Annotated in this window: 16 protein-coding genes and 1 pseudogene; 11 read left to right on the top strand and 6 right to left on the bottom strand. The window is 36.8% G+C overall.

Annotation, left to right across the window (positions count from 1 at the left end; translation table 11 throughout):
- Positions 1–55: 55 nt before the first annotated feature.
- The 7 genes from pyrD (at position 56) to rmf (ending at position 9,387) form a co-directional block, all read left to right on the top strand.
- On the top strand, positions 56–1,066 hold the full coding sequence (pyrD, locus tag C0W29_RS00695; protein ID WP_045042006.1) for a quinone-dependent dihydroorotate dehydrogenase: 1,011 nt from the start codon (positions 56–58) through the stop codon (positions 1,064–1,066).
- A 187-nt stretch (positions 1,067–1,253) separates the two neighbouring features.
- Complete coding sequence (locus C0W29_RS00690; protein ID WP_045044513.1) at positions 1,254–1,796, top strand: cell division protein ZapC; 543 nt, start codon at positions 1,254–1,256, stop codon at positions 1,794–1,796.
- Between the two features lie 908 nt (positions 1,797–2,704).
- Positions 2,705–4,843: a bifunctional 23S rRNA (guanine(2069)-N(7))-methyltransferase RlmK/23S rRNA (guanine(2445)-N(2))-methyltransferase RlmL gene (rlmKL, locus tag C0W29_RS00685; protein WP_045042008.1), complete on the top strand. Its 2,139-nt coding sequence runs from the start codon at positions 2,705–2,707 to the stop codon at positions 4,841–4,843.
- Positions 4,844–5,101 carry a glutaredoxin family protein gene (locus tag C0W29_RS00680; RefSeq protein WP_036794662.1) on the top strand — a complete coding sequence of 86 codons (258 nt, stop codon included), beginning with the start codon at positions 4,844–4,846 and terminating at the stop codon, positions 5,099–5,101.
- A 6-nt stretch (positions 5,102–5,107) separates the two neighbouring features.
- Entirely contained in the window at positions 5,108–7,042 is a 1,935-nt protein-coding gene (gene uup, locus C0W29_RS00675; protein ID WP_036794664.1) for an ATP-binding cassette ATPase Uup, read from the top strand.
- The gene (locus tag C0W29_RS00670) at positions 7,042–9,042 is read left to right on the top strand and encodes a DUF3466 family protein (protein ID WP_045044514.1); all 2,001 of its coding nucleotides are present in this window, start codon (positions 7,042–7,044) and stop codon (positions 9,040–9,042) included. Before uup ends, C0W29_RS00670 begins: the two co-directional genes overlap by 1 nt.
- 171 nt (positions 9,043–9,213) lie before the next feature.
- Positions 9,214–9,387, top strand: coding sequence for a ribosome modulation factor (gene rmf, locus C0W29_RS00665; protein WP_036794667.1), 174 nt, complete (start codon positions 9,214–9,216; stop codon positions 9,385–9,387).
- Between the two features lie 310 nt (positions 9,388–9,697).
- On the opposite strand, the gene fabA is transcribed toward rmf, so the two are convergent.
- Positions 9,698–10,213, bottom strand: a complete 516-nt coding sequence (gene fabA / locus C0W29_RS00660) for a 3-hydroxyacyl-[acyl-carrier-protein] dehydratase FabA (protein ID WP_036794669.1) — start codon at positions 10,211–10,213, stop codon at positions 9,698–9,700.
- A gap of 68 nt (positions 10,214–10,281) precedes the next feature.
- Positions 10,282–11,997 carry an AAA family ATPase gene (locus C0W29_RS00655; RefSeq protein WP_045042010.1) on the bottom strand — a complete coding sequence of 572 codons (1,716 nt, stop codon included), beginning with the start codon at positions 11,995–11,997 and terminating at the stop codon, positions 10,282–10,284.
- 195 nt (positions 11,998–12,192) lie between these two features.
- Here C0W29_RS00655 and matP point away from each other — a divergent pair, with 195 nt between their 5' ends.
- From matP to C0W29_RS00640, 3 genes are all read left to right on the top strand, one after another.
- Positions 12,193–12,654, top strand: coding sequence for a macrodomain Ter protein MatP (gene matP, locus C0W29_RS00650; protein ID WP_036794671.1), 462 nt, complete (start codon positions 12,193–12,195; stop codon positions 12,652–12,654).
- 66 nt (positions 12,655–12,720) lie between these two features.
- Positions 12,721–13,026, top strand: a complete 306-nt coding sequence (locus C0W29_RS00645; RefSeq protein WP_036794672.1) for a DUF3634 family protein — start codon at positions 12,721–12,723, stop codon at positions 13,024–13,026.
- A 67-nt stretch (positions 13,027–13,093) separates the two neighbouring features.
- Complete coding sequence (locus tag C0W29_RS00640) at positions 13,094–13,498, top strand: PPC domain-containing DNA-binding protein (RefSeq protein ID WP_173425426.1); 405 nt, start codon at positions 13,094–13,096, stop codon at positions 13,496–13,498.
- A 30-nt stretch (positions 13,499–13,528) separates the two neighbouring features.
- On the opposite strand, the gene C0W29_RS00635 is transcribed toward C0W29_RS00640, so the two are convergent.
- The 4 genes and pseudogenes from C0W29_RS00635 to C0W29_RS21970 form a co-directional block, all read right to left on the bottom strand.
- On the bottom strand, positions 13,529–13,774 hold the full coding sequence (locus C0W29_RS00635; RefSeq protein ID WP_045042012.1) for a hypothetical protein: 246 nt from the start codon (positions 13,772–13,774) through the stop codon (positions 13,529–13,531).
- 125 nt (positions 13,775–13,899) lie between these two features.
- On the bottom strand, positions 13,900–14,310 hold the full coding sequence (locus tag C0W29_RS00630; protein WP_052671563.1) for a hypothetical protein: 411 nt from the start codon (positions 14,308–14,310) through the stop codon (positions 13,900–13,902).
- Entirely contained in the window at positions 14,300–15,079 is a 780-nt protein-coding gene (locus C0W29_RS00625) for a winged helix-turn-helix domain-containing protein (protein ID WP_045044515.1), read from the bottom strand. Before C0W29_RS00625 ends, C0W29_RS00630 begins: the two co-directional genes overlap by 11 nt.
- A 1,333-nt stretch (positions 15,080–16,412) precedes the next feature.
- Positions 16,413–16,752 (bottom strand): annotated as a pseudogene (locus tag C0W29_RS21970) (ISNCY family transposase); the annotation flags it as partial.
- Between the two features lie 70 nt (positions 16,753–16,822).
- On the opposite strand from C0W29_RS21970, the gene C0W29_RS00615 reads away from it, so the two are divergent.
- Positions 16,823–17,017 (top strand): hypothetical protein, encoded by a 195-nt coding sequence (locus C0W29_RS00615; protein WP_045044516.1) that lies wholly within the window; start codon positions 16,823–16,825, stop codon positions 17,015–17,017.
- Positions 17,018–17,365: the final 348 nt, after the last annotated feature.

The following is a 17,365-nucleotide window of genomic DNA, read 5'->3' as shown; positions in this document are numbered from 1 at the left end:
GTTATAACTGTGAATAATACCACCCCGTTTATACGGGATTTTTAATGGAGTTATAATGTTATATCGCATCGCACGATCCGCTATTTTCCAGTTGGATGCAGAAAAAGCACACGACCTCGCTATTCAAAACTTTTCTCGCTTTACTGGCACTCCACTTGATATCTTCTATCGTCAACAGGTACCTGAACGTCCAGTTGAAGTTATGGGCATTACTTTTAAAAATCCTGTTGGTCTAGCTGCTGGCCTTGATAAAAATGGCGAATGTATTGATGCATTTGGCGCGATGGGATTTGGTTTTGTTGAAGTCGGCACTGTAACACCACGCCCTCAGTCAGGTAATGATAAGCCTCGTTTATTCCGCTTAATTCCAGCAGAAGGTATTATCAACCGTTTTGGTTTTAATAACCTTGGCGTTGATAATTTAGTAGAGAACGTAAAGAAATCAACCTATGACGGTGTTATTGGTATTAACATCGGTAAAAATAAAGACACGCCAATAGAAAAGGGTGCTGAAGACTATCTAATCTGTATGGAAAAAGTCTATCAATATGCAGGTTATATCGCTGTCAATATTTCATCGCCAAATACGCCGGGATTACGTTCGCTTCAATATGGTGAAGCATTAGATGATTTGCTATCACAACTAAAACAAAAACAAACCGAACTAGCCGAAAAACACGGTAAGTATGTACCATTAGCACTTAAGATCGCACCAGATCTTGATGATCAAGAAATCGTTCAGGTTTGTGAGTCATTAATTCGTAATAACATTGATGGCGTTATTGGTACAAATACCACATTAGATCGTACCTTGGTTGAAGGAATGGATCATTGTGATGAAATGGGCGGACTAAGTGGTCGTCCATTACAAAATAAAAGCACCGAAGTTATTCGTAAAATGGCAATTGCCTTAGACGGTGCATTACCGATCATTGGTGTAGGTGGTATTGATTCAGCAATGGCTGCTCGTGAGAAAATGCAAGCCGGCGCTCAATTAGTTCAAGTTTATACTGGCTTTATTTACCATGGCCCACGATTAGTAAAAGATATTGTTAATGGTCTTTAATACAATCTTATAATGTAAGCTCATCCTTAGCTATTAAACCAAATTGAATATAATGTTCAATTTGGTTTTTTTATGTCTGCGCACTAAACCCCCTAAAGTAACTGATTAAACCTTCCTCTTTTAATATGTCATTTGTGCAGTAAAATTTTGTTTATAATATCGAAATATAGCAAGTAAGGGAGGGGATATGCTAACTCCAAATAATTACTGGTATTGGCAGTTTGATGTTGAAAGAAAGGTATTGATGCTAGATCTTGGTAATGAATTATTGTTTTGTGTTTCTATACCATCAAAGCAATTAATTGCTGAAACAATGTCTATTTCAAAGCAAGTTTTTACGGTGGCAGATGTTGCTGCTTATCAAACATTTAAAGAGGGGATGGTTGGTTTACCATTATCGGAAGCGCGTAAATCTGAATTGGCGTTAAATGCTGTCGCAGCGTACCGCTTTCAAAAACCGTTGATGGCAAAAAGTTGGTTTTTCACACCACAAATTGGACTTAATCCTCATTGGGGAGAAGTGGTTATTTTAAAAACGGCTTATGGTTGTGCACGTTTTGTTGTTGTTGAAAATGACGGAAATTCAAGTCTTTGTATGCTAGCTGATGTTACACCAATAAAGTTAGATAATAATAAGATGCTTAGTTTTTCAGATACAATCCGTGTTATGAATAATCGTATGTCATCATATTCAGGGAGTATGCCAATGGACTTTGCTCTAGTAGGGTAGGGAGTTACTCTTATGTAACTCCCTAATTACTATTGTGTGTTATTAATATCATTATCTATTCTCTGCTTTTTCTCCTCGATCATAATTACTTATAACCTCGTTATTCCTGCGCAATTAATGCTCTTACATCTACGATTGTTAATCTTGCCATGCTTTCTCGTACCGAGATAAACACATACTTTCTTCATTGTTATTTAATTTACATCAATAGTGATATTAAGCTATTTGAGGCTAAAAAATGGAGCGATAGAGAAGAAAATTTTGTTAGATCTTAAGCTGATCTTGCTGGTGGCTTATATAAAAAGGAATAAAGAAGTTGAAACTAGACATAAATAGTAGTGTGATCAATATCAAAAAAATGATCATTTAAGCATAAAAAACAACCATTATTATCCTAACAGCATAGTCAAAATCGCTATTTTTATTGTTGTTAATGTCATATTAAATCAAATAATTTCCTTATTTTAGAGTGAAAGATCGTCGAATCAATAAATTTACCCAGAGATATTCCATTTATTCCACTGTGATATTTTCCATTAATAACACAGGCTTTTATGTCGCTTAATAGTCTTATGCTAATAGGTTTTGGTTGTTATTTATTATTAAAATTCAATTGATTAGTTGGTGTGCTCTTGTGTGAACAATGTTTTCACCCCTATTTTTGAAGTGTTTAAAATCGGGTTTAGTTGTTAATTGTTCACGTGGGTGGATAATTACAAGTGTAAAAACAAACAATACTGAAGGCAAAAATATGCGCTGAATTTATGTTCAAATAATGGGTCGGGAATGGTCATTGGTTATCAATGGTTTATTTTTTCATCTAATTAACGAATTGATTGTGGTAAAAGCGAGGTATTTAATGTGATTTCAGTTATAATTCGATGCAATATTAGTGTGAAAAGAACGCCATGAATCAATATTTAGCGATTACTTCCCGCGGCCTAGAAAACTTGCTTGCGGATGAATTAGAACAATTAGGTGCACAGAACATTCAAGTTGTGCATGCCGGTGTCCGTTTTAAAGCAGATCAAGCAATGGCTTATCGTTGCTGTCTATGGACTCGTATCTCCTCTCGAATCATCCAAGTGTTGAGTGAGTTTAATGTCCGTGATGATATGGACTTATACTTAGGTGCAACGGCGATTAATTGGATGAGCCACTTTGATAGCAATACGCGTATTGTGGTTGATTTCAATGGTACAAACCGTGAAATCCGTAATAGCCAATACGGCGCGATGAAAATCAAAGATGCGATTGTTGATCGTTTTACTAAAGCGGATCTTCGTCGTCCAAATATCGATCGTGAAAATCCAGATCTACGTATTCATATGCGTCTTTCTGGAGAGAAAGGTATTCTTGGCCTAGATATGGCTGGCAGTGGTTTACACCAACGTGGTTACCGTAGCGAAGCCGGCCGAGCGCCATTACGTGAAACACATGCTGCTGCATTGGTTATGAAAAGTGGCTGGACACCAGAAACAGCATTGCTAGATCCAATGTGTGGCTCAGGTACGTTAGTCATTGAAGCTGCTATGATGGCTGCTGAAATTGCACCAGGTCTTAAACGTAAGCGTTGGGGCTTTGAGTCAATTAAAGATTTTGACAAAGAAGCTTGGCTAGAGATTCATGCTGAAGCGACGGTTAAAGCGCGTCGTGGTCCTGCGAAAGTAACGACTAAATTCTTTGGTCGTGAAATGGATCAACGTGTATTAGCAATTGCTCGTGATAATGCTGGCCGTGCTGGTGTGAAAGGTTTAATTGACTTTGCATACGGTGATGCGACACAACTGATTCGTCCAGAAGGGTTTGAAACAGGTATTATTCTTTGTAACCCTCCTTACGGTGAGCGTTTAGGCACAACATCTGAGCTTATCTCATTGTACAAAGAGTTTGGTAACCGTTTAAAGCTTGCCTTTGAAGGTTCTGTTGCAGCTATCTATTCAGGATCTAATGAATTGTTAAGTTGTATGCGTATGCGTGCAGACAAACAATTTAAATTAAGTAACGGTGCACTTGATTGTGTACTTAAAACATACTTAATTACTGCTGGTAGTGTTAAGAAAGAAGACGGCGAGAAAGAAGGCGTTATTGTTCAAGAAGACGTCGCTCCTGATTTTGCTAACCGTCTGAAGAAGAATATCGCGAAGTTAGGTAAGTGGGCTAAGCGTGAAGGCGTTGAGTGTTACCGTATTTATGATGCGGATTTACCTAACTACAACGCTGCTATTGATAAATACAATGATTACCTAATCATTCAAGAATATGCAGCACCAAAGACAGTTTCTGAAGAAACAGCACGTCGCCGTATTATGGATGTATTACGTGCCACTATTGAAGTAACGGGTGTTGAGCCAAATAAAGTTATTTTAAAAGTACGTGAGCGTCAAAAAGGCCGCAATCAATACCAAAAACTATCAAGTGCTGAACGTCACATGATCGTTGATGAATACGGTATTAAGTTTAAAGTAAATCTTTATGATTACCTTGATACAGGCTTATTCTTAGATCACCGTATTACTCGTCGTATGTTAGGTCAGATGGCAGCAGGTAAAGATTTCCTTAACTTGTTCGCATACACAGGATCTGCAACGGTTCATGCTGCAGTAGGTGGTGCTAAATCAACCACAACCGTTGATATGTCAAATACGTACTTGCGTTGGGCTCAAGAGAACATGGAGCTTAATAATCAGCTTGGTGATCAACATGAGTTTGTGCAGGCAGATTGTCTACAATGGTTACAAGAAGTTGATGATACGTTTGATCTGATTTTTATCGATCCACCAACGTTCTCAAACTCTAAGCGAATGAAGCAGACTTTTGATATCGAACGTGATCACATCATGTTGATGGAAAATCTAAAGCGTATGCTGCGTCCAGATGGACAGATTGTATTCTCTAACAATAAGCGTCATTTCAAGATGGATCTTGAAAAACTGACTGAACTTGGCTTACAAGCTAAGAATATTTCAGATAAGACATTACCACTTGATTTCGCTAAAAATAAGCAAATCCATAACTGTTGGATTATTACTCACAAGGAAGACTAAGTGCTAATCACACTTTATAGCACACAAGGATGTCATCTCTGCGAGCAAGCTTATGGTTTGCTGGTGGAGATGGGAGTGCAGCATCAAGTAAGCATCATCGATATCGCGTTTGATGATGCTTTATTCTCTCGTTACGGTGTAACTATACCCGTACTCTCAGTTCAAAATCATGATCACACTATTTCGATGCCAGAACTCCATTGGCCGTTTGACAGAAATAGGTTAGCGGCATGGTTAACTACTTATAAGCTTGGTTAAAATAAGATGGCACTAATTAAAATCAGTAACGCCCAACTAGCCTACGGCGATCATGCTCTACTTGATAAAGCAGAATTCCTTCTTCACTCTCATGAGCGAGTTTGTCTTGTTGGCCGTAATGGCGCAGGTAAATCGACATTAATGAAAGTGATTGCTGGTGAGGTATTACTTGATGACGGTAGTATTCAACGTCAAAACGAGTTGGTGGTTTCACGCTTAGAGCAAGATCCACCACGTAATGCTGAAGGTTCAGTATTTGATTATGTTGCAGAAGGTCTTGCTGATGCGGGTCGTGTACTGCGTGAATATCATCATCAGTTAGATTTAGTAACAGAAGATCCTAGTGAAGCAAACATTAATAAGTTAGCACGTATCCAAGAACAAGTTGATCATCACAATGGTTGGCAGCTTGATACACGTATTGCCGCTGTACTAGAAAGCTTAAAATTAGAACCACATACGCTGTTAACTGACCTTTCTGGTGGCTGGCAACGTAAAGCAGCACTTGCTCGTGCGCTTGTATGTGACCCTGATATTTTACTATTGGATGAGCCAACTAACCACTTAGATGTAACAACGATTGAATGGTTAGAAGGTTTCCTAAAAGACTTCCGTGGTTCAATTATCTTTATTTCGCATGACCGCGCATTTATCCGTTCAATGGCAACACGTATTATCGATTTAGATCGTGGTCAATTAGTGTCTTTCCCTGGTGACTATGAAGCTTACTTAGACGCTAAAACTGAATTATTACGTGTAGAAGAAGAACAAAACGCGTTATTTGATAAGAAACTGGCGCAAGAAGAAGTATGGATCCGTCAAGGTATCAAAGCCCGTCGTACGCGTAATGAAGGTCGTGTACGTGCGCTTAAAGCATTACGTAATGAGCGTAGTGAGCGTCGTGATGTTGTCGGTAAGGCCGATATGCAGCTACAAGATGCTAACCGCTCAGGTAAGATTGTCTTTGAAGCTAAAAATATCGGTTATAGTTACGGTGATAAGCAAATCGTTAAAGACTTTAGCTTTAATGTCATGCGCGGCGATCGTATTGCATTAATTGGTCCTAACGGCTGTGGTAAGAGTACGCTGATTAAAGTGATGCTTGATAAATTACAAGCAACAGAAGGTGATTTCCACTGTGGTACTAAACTAGAAGTGGCTTACTTTGACCAATACCGTGAAATTCTAGATCCAGAGAAGACGGTAATGGATAACCTTGCTGATGGTAAGCAAGAAGTAACTATTAATGGTAAAACACGTCATGCATTAGGCTACTTGCAAGATTTCTTATTCCACCCACGCCGTGCTCGTACACCAGTTAAAGCACTTTCTGGTGGTGAGAAAAACCGTTTATTATTGGCAAAATTGTTCCTTAAACCTAATAATTTATTGGTTCTCGATGAACCAACCAATGATCTAGATATCGAAACATTGGAACTTTTGGAAGATATTCTTGCCAATTATCAAGGAACATTGCTTTTAGTGAGTCACGATCGTCAATTTGTTGATAATACTGTGACAACAAGCTGGATTTTTGAGGGGGATGGCGTTGTTAACGAATACGTTGGCGGTTACCATGATGCTCAATCTCAGCGCGCTAATTCTTATGCAAATCAAGCAAAAGAGCAGGCTGCTCAAATTGAATTAGCAAAAAAGAAAAAAGCTGAACAAGAACAAAAGCAGCAAGAAGTAACACCTAAACGTGCAGGTAAGAAGTTATCTTTTACGCTTCAACATGAGTTAGCAGGCTTACCGCAAAAAATTGAAGACTTAGAAAATGAAATCGCAAAATTGCAGGAACAAGTTAATGATCCTGCGTTTTTCTCGGATCCGAAAAATGATACTCAAACAACGCTTACAGCTTTAGCTAAGCTTGAAGAAGAATTTGAAGTAGCTTTTGAACGATGGGAAGAGCTGGACGCGATGCAAAAGGAATCCTAATGCCACATAAGATATTAAAGCTTTCTACACTTGCTATTTTAATCGCGGGTGCCTCACAAGCCAATGCTGCTGTGTATACAGTTGTACCTGTTGACCAGAATAGTACATTAAAAGATCAGCCATATTTTGATACGGCACAATCAGATGCTCCGCTTTTATACTCAAGTACTGGCATTCAAGACTCAGGGACTGATCCAAGTTGCTTTACGGCTGATTGTACAAGTGAAACATATAAAGTTACGGGTGAAGCTCTTCGCGGTACAGAAGGTACACCAATTGCTGATACCACACCGTATAATCAAAATAACCAACAGATAACTAATTTAAATCAACTGAATATCTATTGTAGCAATAACTTAGGTTATGGCACTTGTGAGACTTGGGCTGAGAAGCGTTTCTTCGGTGATGGATATGCTGATGGTGATGAGTGGAATGGCCAAGGCTTAGGTGGCTTACAGAAAAAACAAGCTGCTTGGGTTAATGGCTACCATTCAAATGCTCAAGGTTTAGTTGATGGTGCACCAGTTAATACATTTGCGTCTACGATTGCAGACTATAATGGCACTCAGAAAGCGAATCTTGGTCATATTATTGCAGATACTACAGATACTATTGTAAAAGGTGCTGTAGGTACTGACTTTGTTTATGGTATTACATCATCTGCATTGTTTAAAAATGATTCAGGTATGCCTAGAGCATTTAGCAAGCGTGGCTTTGTTAATACAGATGGGCAATCAATTCAATTAGCACCTGTAACGACATCGAATGAACTTGTTTCGAATATGGGACAAACTCAAGCGAATGATGCTGTTGCTATGTCAGACGGTAAATTGCTTGTAGTTGGTTCATCATCTTATGCGCCAAGTTTTTATGCTAAAGATAGAGATGGTAACTATCGTGAAGATACCGATAAATTACCAAGTTCAGGTGATATTTTAAAAGATAGCCCACTAGATCTAAATTTTGATGCATTTAGACAATGTGCAACTAATCCATCTAATAATCTTTATCAGAATTGGGAATGCCAGTTTAGTACGTTTGCTAATGAAGCTGCAGTTTGGCTAGTTAATGCTGATGGTACAGTGACATCTCATGCAATTACTGTTGCTAGTGGCGATAACCGTGATGGTTTAGCCGTTATTGATAAAGATAATGATACGTTATCATTCCAAGCATCTGCCCAAGCTGTTGCATTAAATAATGGCAATCCAATTGCGGTTGGCTATTCGACTACTGATGTTAATAATGACTTTTATGCAATGCAGGCTGCGTATTTTACAGCGTCAGCGGGTAACTTATCATCATGGACTCGTACTCTAATTCCTGGATTATCTATTAAACCAGGTGATGATCGTGATTTTACTTATACTATAGCTAATGGTGTTAATAGCCAATCTGTGATTGTAGGTGATGCAAAAGGGAATGGTGAGAAACCACAACGCGCCTTTATTTACAAAGTGGGTGATGGTTCTGCTAAGTTCTTAGATCAGCTAGTTCCTTCAATTTTCTTCAACAATTCAAACAGTAATGCAGCTGCGATCAATAATAATGATCAAGTTGTTGGTTGGGTTGATATTCAGGCGAGTAACGGCGCAGAAGCGCGTCATCGTGCATTTACTTACATTAATGGTGCAGCTCAAGGCCCATTAAAGGCTGGTGGTGCTTGGATGCTTGATGATCTGACTAACGATAATGGTGCCGCTAACTCTATTGCTAACTCATACCGTATTATGGATGCTACTGGCATTAATAATGCAGGCGTGATTGCAGCAACGGCATATTATTGTAAAGGTGGTTATGAAAATCTAAGTAAGCTTGCACGTTGTAGCGTTACAGAGCAACAAGTCGCTGTAAAGTTAGTTCCTATAGCTAATGCAACAGTTAGTGATATTCAAGAACGTGCTAATGATGATGAACAACCGTTTAAACGTTCTGGTGGTTCACTTGGCATTCTTGCTTTGACAGCGTTAGGCTTTATTGGTTTCAGAAGAAGAAAATAATTTTTTAATTAAATTGTTTAATTATATCGGGCTCACAATTTGTGAGCCCGTTTTGTTTTTAGGCTTGATCAATTTAGAAATTTGACCCATTTTTAATAAAGGAGTTAAAACACTCCGTCATTACTTTAGTGTGATGAAAAGTACCAACAGATAAGGAATGAGGATCGAACTATGAAGAGACAAAAGCGGGATCGTTTAGAACGCGCACAAGCTCGAGGTTATCAAGCCGGTTTGAATGGCCGTTCTACAGATGATTGTCCGTACAACGGTACAGACGCCCGTACGAATTGGTTAGGCGGTTGGCGAGACGCAAGAGAGGAAATGCAACAAGGTCTCTATAAATAAGATAACCTCCCTCATGGTTAACCTTTCTGATGCCCCTTAGGAGAAGGGGCTTTTTATTACCAATATATATTATTGCTATCATTTTAAAGATTGGGTTTTTATAACCACACGATAAAAAGCCATCTATTTATATTTTACTGTTATTAGTTACTCAATAAGATGGCAATAATGATAGGAAGGATGATGAGTCTTTTACTATATTTTTTTGATGTTATTGCTGGTGGACTAAATAATATATTACTGTGAAAAAGTATTAAAAAAAAAGCCCTGAAGAAGACTTCAGGGCTTTAGTATTAAAATTGGAAAAGAATTAAAAGTTGTCAGTATCTTTAAAAAGACCTACTTTTAGATCTTTAGCAACATAGATTTCTTTACCGTCAACAAGTACACGGCCATCAGCAACACCCATAATAAGCTTACGGTTAATAACACGCTTAAACTGAATGTCATAGGTTACTTTTTTCGCTGTTGGTAAGACTTGGCCTGTGAATTTAACTTCACCTACACCAAGAGCTCGACCTTTGCCTTCACCGCCTGACCAACCAAGGAAGAAGCCAACAAGTTGCCACATAGCATCTAGGCCAAGACAGCCTGGCATAACAGGGTCACCGATAAAGTGGCATTTAAAGAACCATAGATCAGGATTGATATCTAATTCCGCATGGATAAAACCTTTGCCGTGGTCTCCACCTTCTGCAGAGATATTAACAACACGGTCAATCATCAGCATATTATCTACTGGTAGTGATGGAAATTCAGGACCGTATAGTTCGCTTTTACCACATGCAACTAGTTCTTCGTGTGTATAAGAATTCTGGCGTGTCATTAGAATCATTTACTCCTTCAAAAGTATGCAAGCAATTTAGCTTACACGTGTACGCTAAACAACTCGGATCAGTTCTGGCCCAACCAGTTGGAAATCATTAATCGTAGTCGATTAATAACACCAACCTCATTTGAAAGGTCACCATGATGGAAATAATCAATACGCTCTTCAATTAAAGAGAGGATTGTTTCATCATCTTCATTTTCACTACGGAAAGGTTTACCTGTAAGACGAGGAATAGCCTCATCAACGTTATTTACTGCCCAAATATGGAATTGTTTTGCCTTAATAGCTTCAATAACTTCATCATTTAAGCAAAGGTTCGATAAATTGGTATGTGGTAAAATTACACCCTGATTACCTGTAAGGCCTCGGTGCACACAAACCTTATAGAACCCTTCAATTTTTTGGTTAATACCGCCAACAGCTTGCACACGACCAAATTGATCGACAGCACCAGTAACTGCGACTTCTTGATTAATTGGTTGTGACGATAATGCTGACATAAGTGCACAAAGCTCAGCAAGAGAAGCACTGTCACCATCAACTTCAGAATAGGATTGTTCAAATACAATTGATGCTGAATAGGGAAGAGCCTGATCTAAGTCTAATGCCGTTGCGACAAAGGCTTGCATAATCATCATGCCTTTTGCATGAATGTTACCGCCGAGTTCAACTTTACGTTCAACATCTGCAATATCACCATCACCAAAGTGAACCACACAAGAAATACGAGCCGGTTCGCCATAAGCATTCGGGTGTCCTGGCATTTCAACAACAGTTAGGCCATTAACTTGTCCTACTTCTTCACCTTCAGTCGCTATGAGCACTTGGCCATGGTGAATATCTGCAATTGCACGCTCAGGTAAATATGATTCTCTATATTCTTTTGCTCTTAATGACGCTTTGATGTGCAGAGCTGTGATTGGTTTTCCTTCAGATTCTACAGCAGCTTCTGAAAGTAAATTTAAATGCCATAATGGGCACAAAGGTAACCGTGTTTGGTCTTCAGCATGGCGAGCAGCTGCCTGTAATATCGCGTTAATCGCATCAGAGTCGGCAAGTTCTGGCAAACCATAATGAGCACCAATACCTTTAATGTAGCTCAAGTAATCTGTCAGTGTAGCTTCATTAAGTAATAAATCTTGCTCAAATTCACCATACATTGCTAAGCCATCGCTTAAATCTGGCTCCGCTGTATCAAGCTCAGCCATTAGATAACGTTCGCCAATAATTATAAGCTTAACATTAACTGTTTCTGCTGCTGGTATAGTATAGAGCTGCTTATTAGTGATGGGATGCCATTCGAGTTGACCATCCGTTAATACGTTTTTTAATTGTGGCCATAAGCTTGGATCGCTTAAAATTGCGGTAATAGATAAAACGAGATAACCGTTATGTGCTTGATGGAGTAAGCCGTACTTTAGCTGAGGTTGTGTTTCACCGTTTTTAGCTGGGTAAACTGCGCCAAATAGCTTTTCATGAGTGACGTTGTCACCGGCAGTGATGATTGGCTGTTTTACGGTATTTTCATTATCGTTGCTTGATTTATTAATGCTTTTTTTTAGCAATTCAATAATGTAATCACGATATAACGTGTTATCGGAAGCCGTAATGCGTAGAATGCGTGGCTGTAAATTCATCGCGGTGAAGCGGCGTACAGCATCTGATAGGCGGGACTGAAGGATGCCAACCATAGTAGGGTCTAAATCATCATATTGATCTAAAACGTGCTGGTATGGGCTGTAATCAGGAAACATGTTACGCCAAGATTCTTCATGCATAAATTTATGATTTCTATTGTTACTGTGAAAAGATGTGCAGTATAAAGCAATCAAAGGACTCATAATAGACACTTATCGTCTATATTTAAATTTCAATATTAAGGTTATTTAATATTGGGGGAATAGATTGTTATTTTACTTCTCTGGAGTTACACTGTAACGGTCAGTTTAAATAGTTTGAGAATTATCAATCCTATGAAATATCAGCAACTTGAGAACCTTGAAGCAGGTTGGAAATGGACTTATTTGGTTAAGAAATGGAAAGAAGGAGAGGCAATAACAAGCTTTATAGATCAAAGTGAAGCGAATGCAGCGGTAAAAATATTACTTGATATTGAACACGAACCAACCAAAGTTATCGAGTGGATTGATAACAATATGTCCCGTGATTTAGAGAATAAACTAAAGCAAGCTATTAGGGCTAAACGGAAGCGACATTTTAATTCAGAGCAGATGCATACAAGAAAGAAGTCAATTGATTTGGATTACCGTGTTTGGGAAAAGCTAGCGGAAAAATCGCAAGAGTTGGGTTCAACGTTATCGGATACTATCGAATATTTGATTAGCGAAAGCTCTCGTACAGAGCAAGCAAGTCAAAAAGTTTCTGATTTAAAGAATGATCTCAACCAACTACTTAATTCAGATTCTTTTGAATAATTTACTTTTTGATTAAGTCGTTGGTACTTCTCTTTCAAGTTAAACTTTACTATTAGGGAGTGTGTAATGGAATATGTTCTTTTATTAGCTATTGTAGTTGTTTTCCTTGTATTTAAGGATCGTCCTATAATGGTACTAGAGTTTAAAGATGGTGAACTTATTAAGACAAAAGGACAAGTACCAACGGGATTTCAAATAGCTTGCCGAGATATTGCTCATAAAACACCATTTTCAGGGCGAGTAAAAGTATATAAAACACGATTTGTTACAAAATTAGATTTTTCAAAAAATATCCCAAACAAAATTAAACAACGTATTAAAAATGTATTTCCGCACAATATACCCACCTCAAAACGCGGAAAGAGAGCATAGGCGACTAGAGTTAAAATGAAACGTTATCGATAAGATAACGTTTTTATTATGAATGAAAAGGTTACAAATAATGACACCTTATGCGAAACGATTATTACAAGGGGATGACTTACGTTATTCATTACTGGAATTTGTTCAGAAAAATAGTATTCAAGCGGGCTCATTATTAAGTGGGGTTGGATGCTTATCTAAAGCTAAAATCAGATTAGCGGACGAGAATAATGTATTAAATCTAGAAGGGCCTTTAGAAATTATAACGTTGTCAGGAACATTAACACCACAGCACGTTCATATCCACATTTCCGTTGCTGATGGAAAAGGGTGTGTATATGGGGGACATTTAATGCCTGGTTGTATTGTCCACTATACAACGGAATTATGTATGGTAGCGTTTAATAATTTAAACTTTGAGCGTGAATATGATAGCAATACAGGGTTTGATGAATTAGTTGTAGTTGATAATAATAATTAGTCCAAGGATTAACTCCTTGGACTAAGTCTATCAATTAATAGATTTAATTAAAGCTTCTTTACTTTGGATAAAAAGGGCAACTTTTTCTTTTAATTCAGCTAGTTCTTTTTCTGCTTTTAGACGTCGATTAGTCTCTTGTTCTAATTGTTCACCGATTTCAACGGCTAAATAACCACCTTTTATTAATGCTTTCGTTGTTACATTTGTTTCTGTCAGAGACTTTAATGCTTCGATCATATAATAATGCTGATCGATATCTCTAATGGTAATAGCCATAGTTACTCCTTATTGAATATTTATAATAACAAGAAGATACATAGACGTGAATCTTTTATTCTAACGCACTATAACTTTATAGTTTTATTAAAAATAAAAGCCATCTCACAATGACTTTTACTATATTAAACACTTATTTTTTTGCCTAATAATAAATCAGAAAAATCTTTATCCAAACACAAAGAAGGAGAGCGTGGTATATAAATAGCTTCTCCTGAACGTAATGAATCAATAAAAAAACTACTGAACATGAATTGAGAATTATTATCTATATGTTCAATGCCAAATAAATAATAATGATTTTGAAATCGTAAAAATAAACCATCAAAATGGATAAAGTCTTGCCTATTTGAATTACGAGAAATCAGCATAGACGCATGACCATCATTTAATGTTAATTTTAATGTTTCTTTTTGTTCAATATTATTATTTATTGAAAACTCATAAGTAGCCTTAGTATTAACGGAGCTAATTATTGCCTGTACAATCAAAAAAACAAGAGCACTAACAATGCCTATAAGCGCTTTATTTAACACTACAAATTTCCTGTTTTATAGTAGGTGAGTAATTAATAAAATGATCATTACTTACACTAAATAACTGATAATAATTACATGATTTATTAATAGGAAACGCATACCATCTGCTTATACTACTATTATCATTCTGTAAAATAGCATTTTGGACCGGTTTTGGTAAATCAGCACCATTGTATATAACAGGTAACCCCTCAACAGAGGTAGTATCAATGAAAAATAAAAAACGATAACATATTGTTAATGTAGCAAAGAAAAAAGCAATGCCAACAATAATCTCAAAAACATTAATATTACATATTCGTGGCGTTAATATTTTTATTTTTTTTGAATTTTCTACTTTTTCTTTAGCAACAACAGGTTGAACTTCAATTAAAGGTCGCGTGTTTTTTTCTTCGCAACTAATCTCATCACTTTTAGGTGGGTGAGAGCCGTCATCAATAAGTGCAGATTGTCGAATACAATAACCTAATTTAGGCTCTGTTGTTATTATTTTATTCTCGCCAATTTTTGAAAAAGCAGTACGTAAATTTTTAATTGCAACTGTTAGCGAATTATTAGTAACAATTTTTCCTTGCCAACATTCAGCCAATAATACTTCTCTATATATTGTATTATTAGCAGACTCAGCAAGAAGAGTGAAAATTAAGGTTTCTGAGCGTGAAGCTTTAATAAAAGCGCCATCACTAATTCGCGTTATGGTTCTACGTGCAAAATCAACATCGAAACGCCCAAGACGTTTACAACCGTCGTTTACTTCATCGTTCATTTTTATTCTTATCTATCAGTTTTAGCTATAAATCGATAGCTAAATTGTCATCAAATTCACCGTATCAAAATAGATAAAGCGCCTTAGTATTTTATACAAAACCGCTAAATATGCAATTGTGAAACAAGTATAACTATCATAAAAGCTATAATAATACGATAGAATAGATGTTTTTTTAGACCAATACTTCAGTTATCTATACTTAATTGTCTTATATCTAAGTGATTATGAAAAATATATTAAGATTAAGCATATCTAGATAAAGGCAATAACAAAATTAATTGAGTGAACTATGGATACAGAAATTCTTAGCTTACAACATTAAATGAAGACATTTTTCGCTTTCAATATCAGTATTAATGATTTATAGAGCAGGGAAGTCAGAACTTTTTCCTGTTGATGGTTAAATTTCCAAGGCTTAAAATTTAACTATTAAGGCGTTTTTTTCGGTGATGATGGTCATTTTACTCAAGAAAATTTCGAACTAACATTTGGATTAATTAAATAGAGAGATAGATTTAACTAAACGATCTTTTAATGTTTGCTCGCATGTTCAATCAGGTCTTAATCAGAACACTGAAATGAACATGCGATTATATACTTGCGAGTCGTAGGTGTAATAATCAAAGACATACTCCGCGAACAGGCAACATAAGTCGTAATCAATATTAATACTAATGCTCTATATAAGTGTAACGATAACATGGTTGATAGACTCAAGGTTTTCGTTTTAAATTCGGAATCCTAATATCATCATCTATTGATGTATTATTCTTATCAAATATTGAGACGATGGCGCTCAATTATTTTTCTTGTGCTGATAAGTCATGGTCTTATAACACAGAACTAAAATCTTTATAGCAGGTATTAGATCTGACAATAACATATTAGTTTAGCTCAAATTGATCAGTAAATATCAAATAGAAAAATAAGAATTTATCGGTGACTCATTAACTAATGAATATAAGCCGTCATCAAAGAGCTAGACCAACGAACTAGGTATAAGAACCCGACACCTTTGTTTTCTCTATTTTAAAATGTATCCTTTTAAGGTAGTTCATAGGGGGAAAAGTAGGGAAGTCACAGCTTTTTTGCTTCGACGACGTGTTTGCTGTTGGTCATATTGTTGCTGTTTAGCCTGGGAAAATTTCAATACTGCACCCAAAGGTTTGTTATCAATCACCTAACCTTTATCAATATCCTCGATCTTATCAAATACTTTAAATCCTAATTTTCGATGACCATATTTTTTTGCTCTTGCCATGCAAAAATATCATGTAATTCATTTTCCGATTCGCGTAATGGCCGATGCATGTCTATTGAGCAGCTTAGTAAAACGTTGGTTGAAATCAGTGATAAAGTCGGGGAGCCACACATTCGATCAATGTGTTGTAAGTGAATTTCTTTGACTAAGCGATCTTGTAAGGTTTTGTTCACGCGCTCAACACTGACTTTGGCTTGAGGGCTATTTGTACAATCTTTAAGTTCTGCTATTAGTTTCTACATCCGTTTAATGACATGAAAGGAGGCATGCCGATCACTGTAAAAAGCAGTGGATTTACCATGTGTTCAACATATTCACGAGTGGCAACCATGTAATCAAACGCAGATTATGTTTCGCTAAATCGTAACTTCATCAGTTTTTCAGTGGCATCATCAATGAAAACCAATAAACGTAATTACCATTATGTTCCAGTATGAAACATACTACATTATTAGGGATGTTATGTTTTAGAGCGTTCCATGGGGTTTCAAGGTATTCGATTATTGCTTGGTTTGAACCAATCTCAATTAGCTGAACATCTTGCTGTTTCTCTAACAACGGTTTATCGACTTGGAAGTAATCTTTTAGAAATCGACAATCGTACACTTTATGCGGCTAGGTATTTACAGTTTATGGTGACACGGTTGATTATGTTGATACGAAAAAACCAGTAAGAGTTAAGTCTAATGTTCCAATCTGCAACAAGGCTCCAAATGAAAACCTTAAGTCAGCAACTAATGAACCTAAGCCCAGTATCAAAGAATAAAGCCAAACGGCCTAGAAAGAAACACCGATAATAACCTGACACTTAAGTGCGCATTATGTATATTATGTTAAATAAGGTATTAAGTAGTGGGATATAATGACTATCTTTCTTTGAACTGCTCTTTATTACCTCCCTCTTTAACGATCTGTATATCGTTAAACTCTCGCTATTTAACAGTATTGGCTATTTACCATAAAATAGGTAATTAACACCTAATTTAAATACTGCCGCACATTACATTTGCTTGGTACTTAAA

Source organism: Photobacterium kishitanii, assembly GCF_003026355.1.
GTDB lineage: Bacteria > Pseudomonadota > Gammaproteobacteria > Enterobacterales > Vibrionaceae > Photobacterium > Photobacterium kishitanii.
This window is presented reverse-complemented; position numbering and strand designations above follow the sequence as displayed.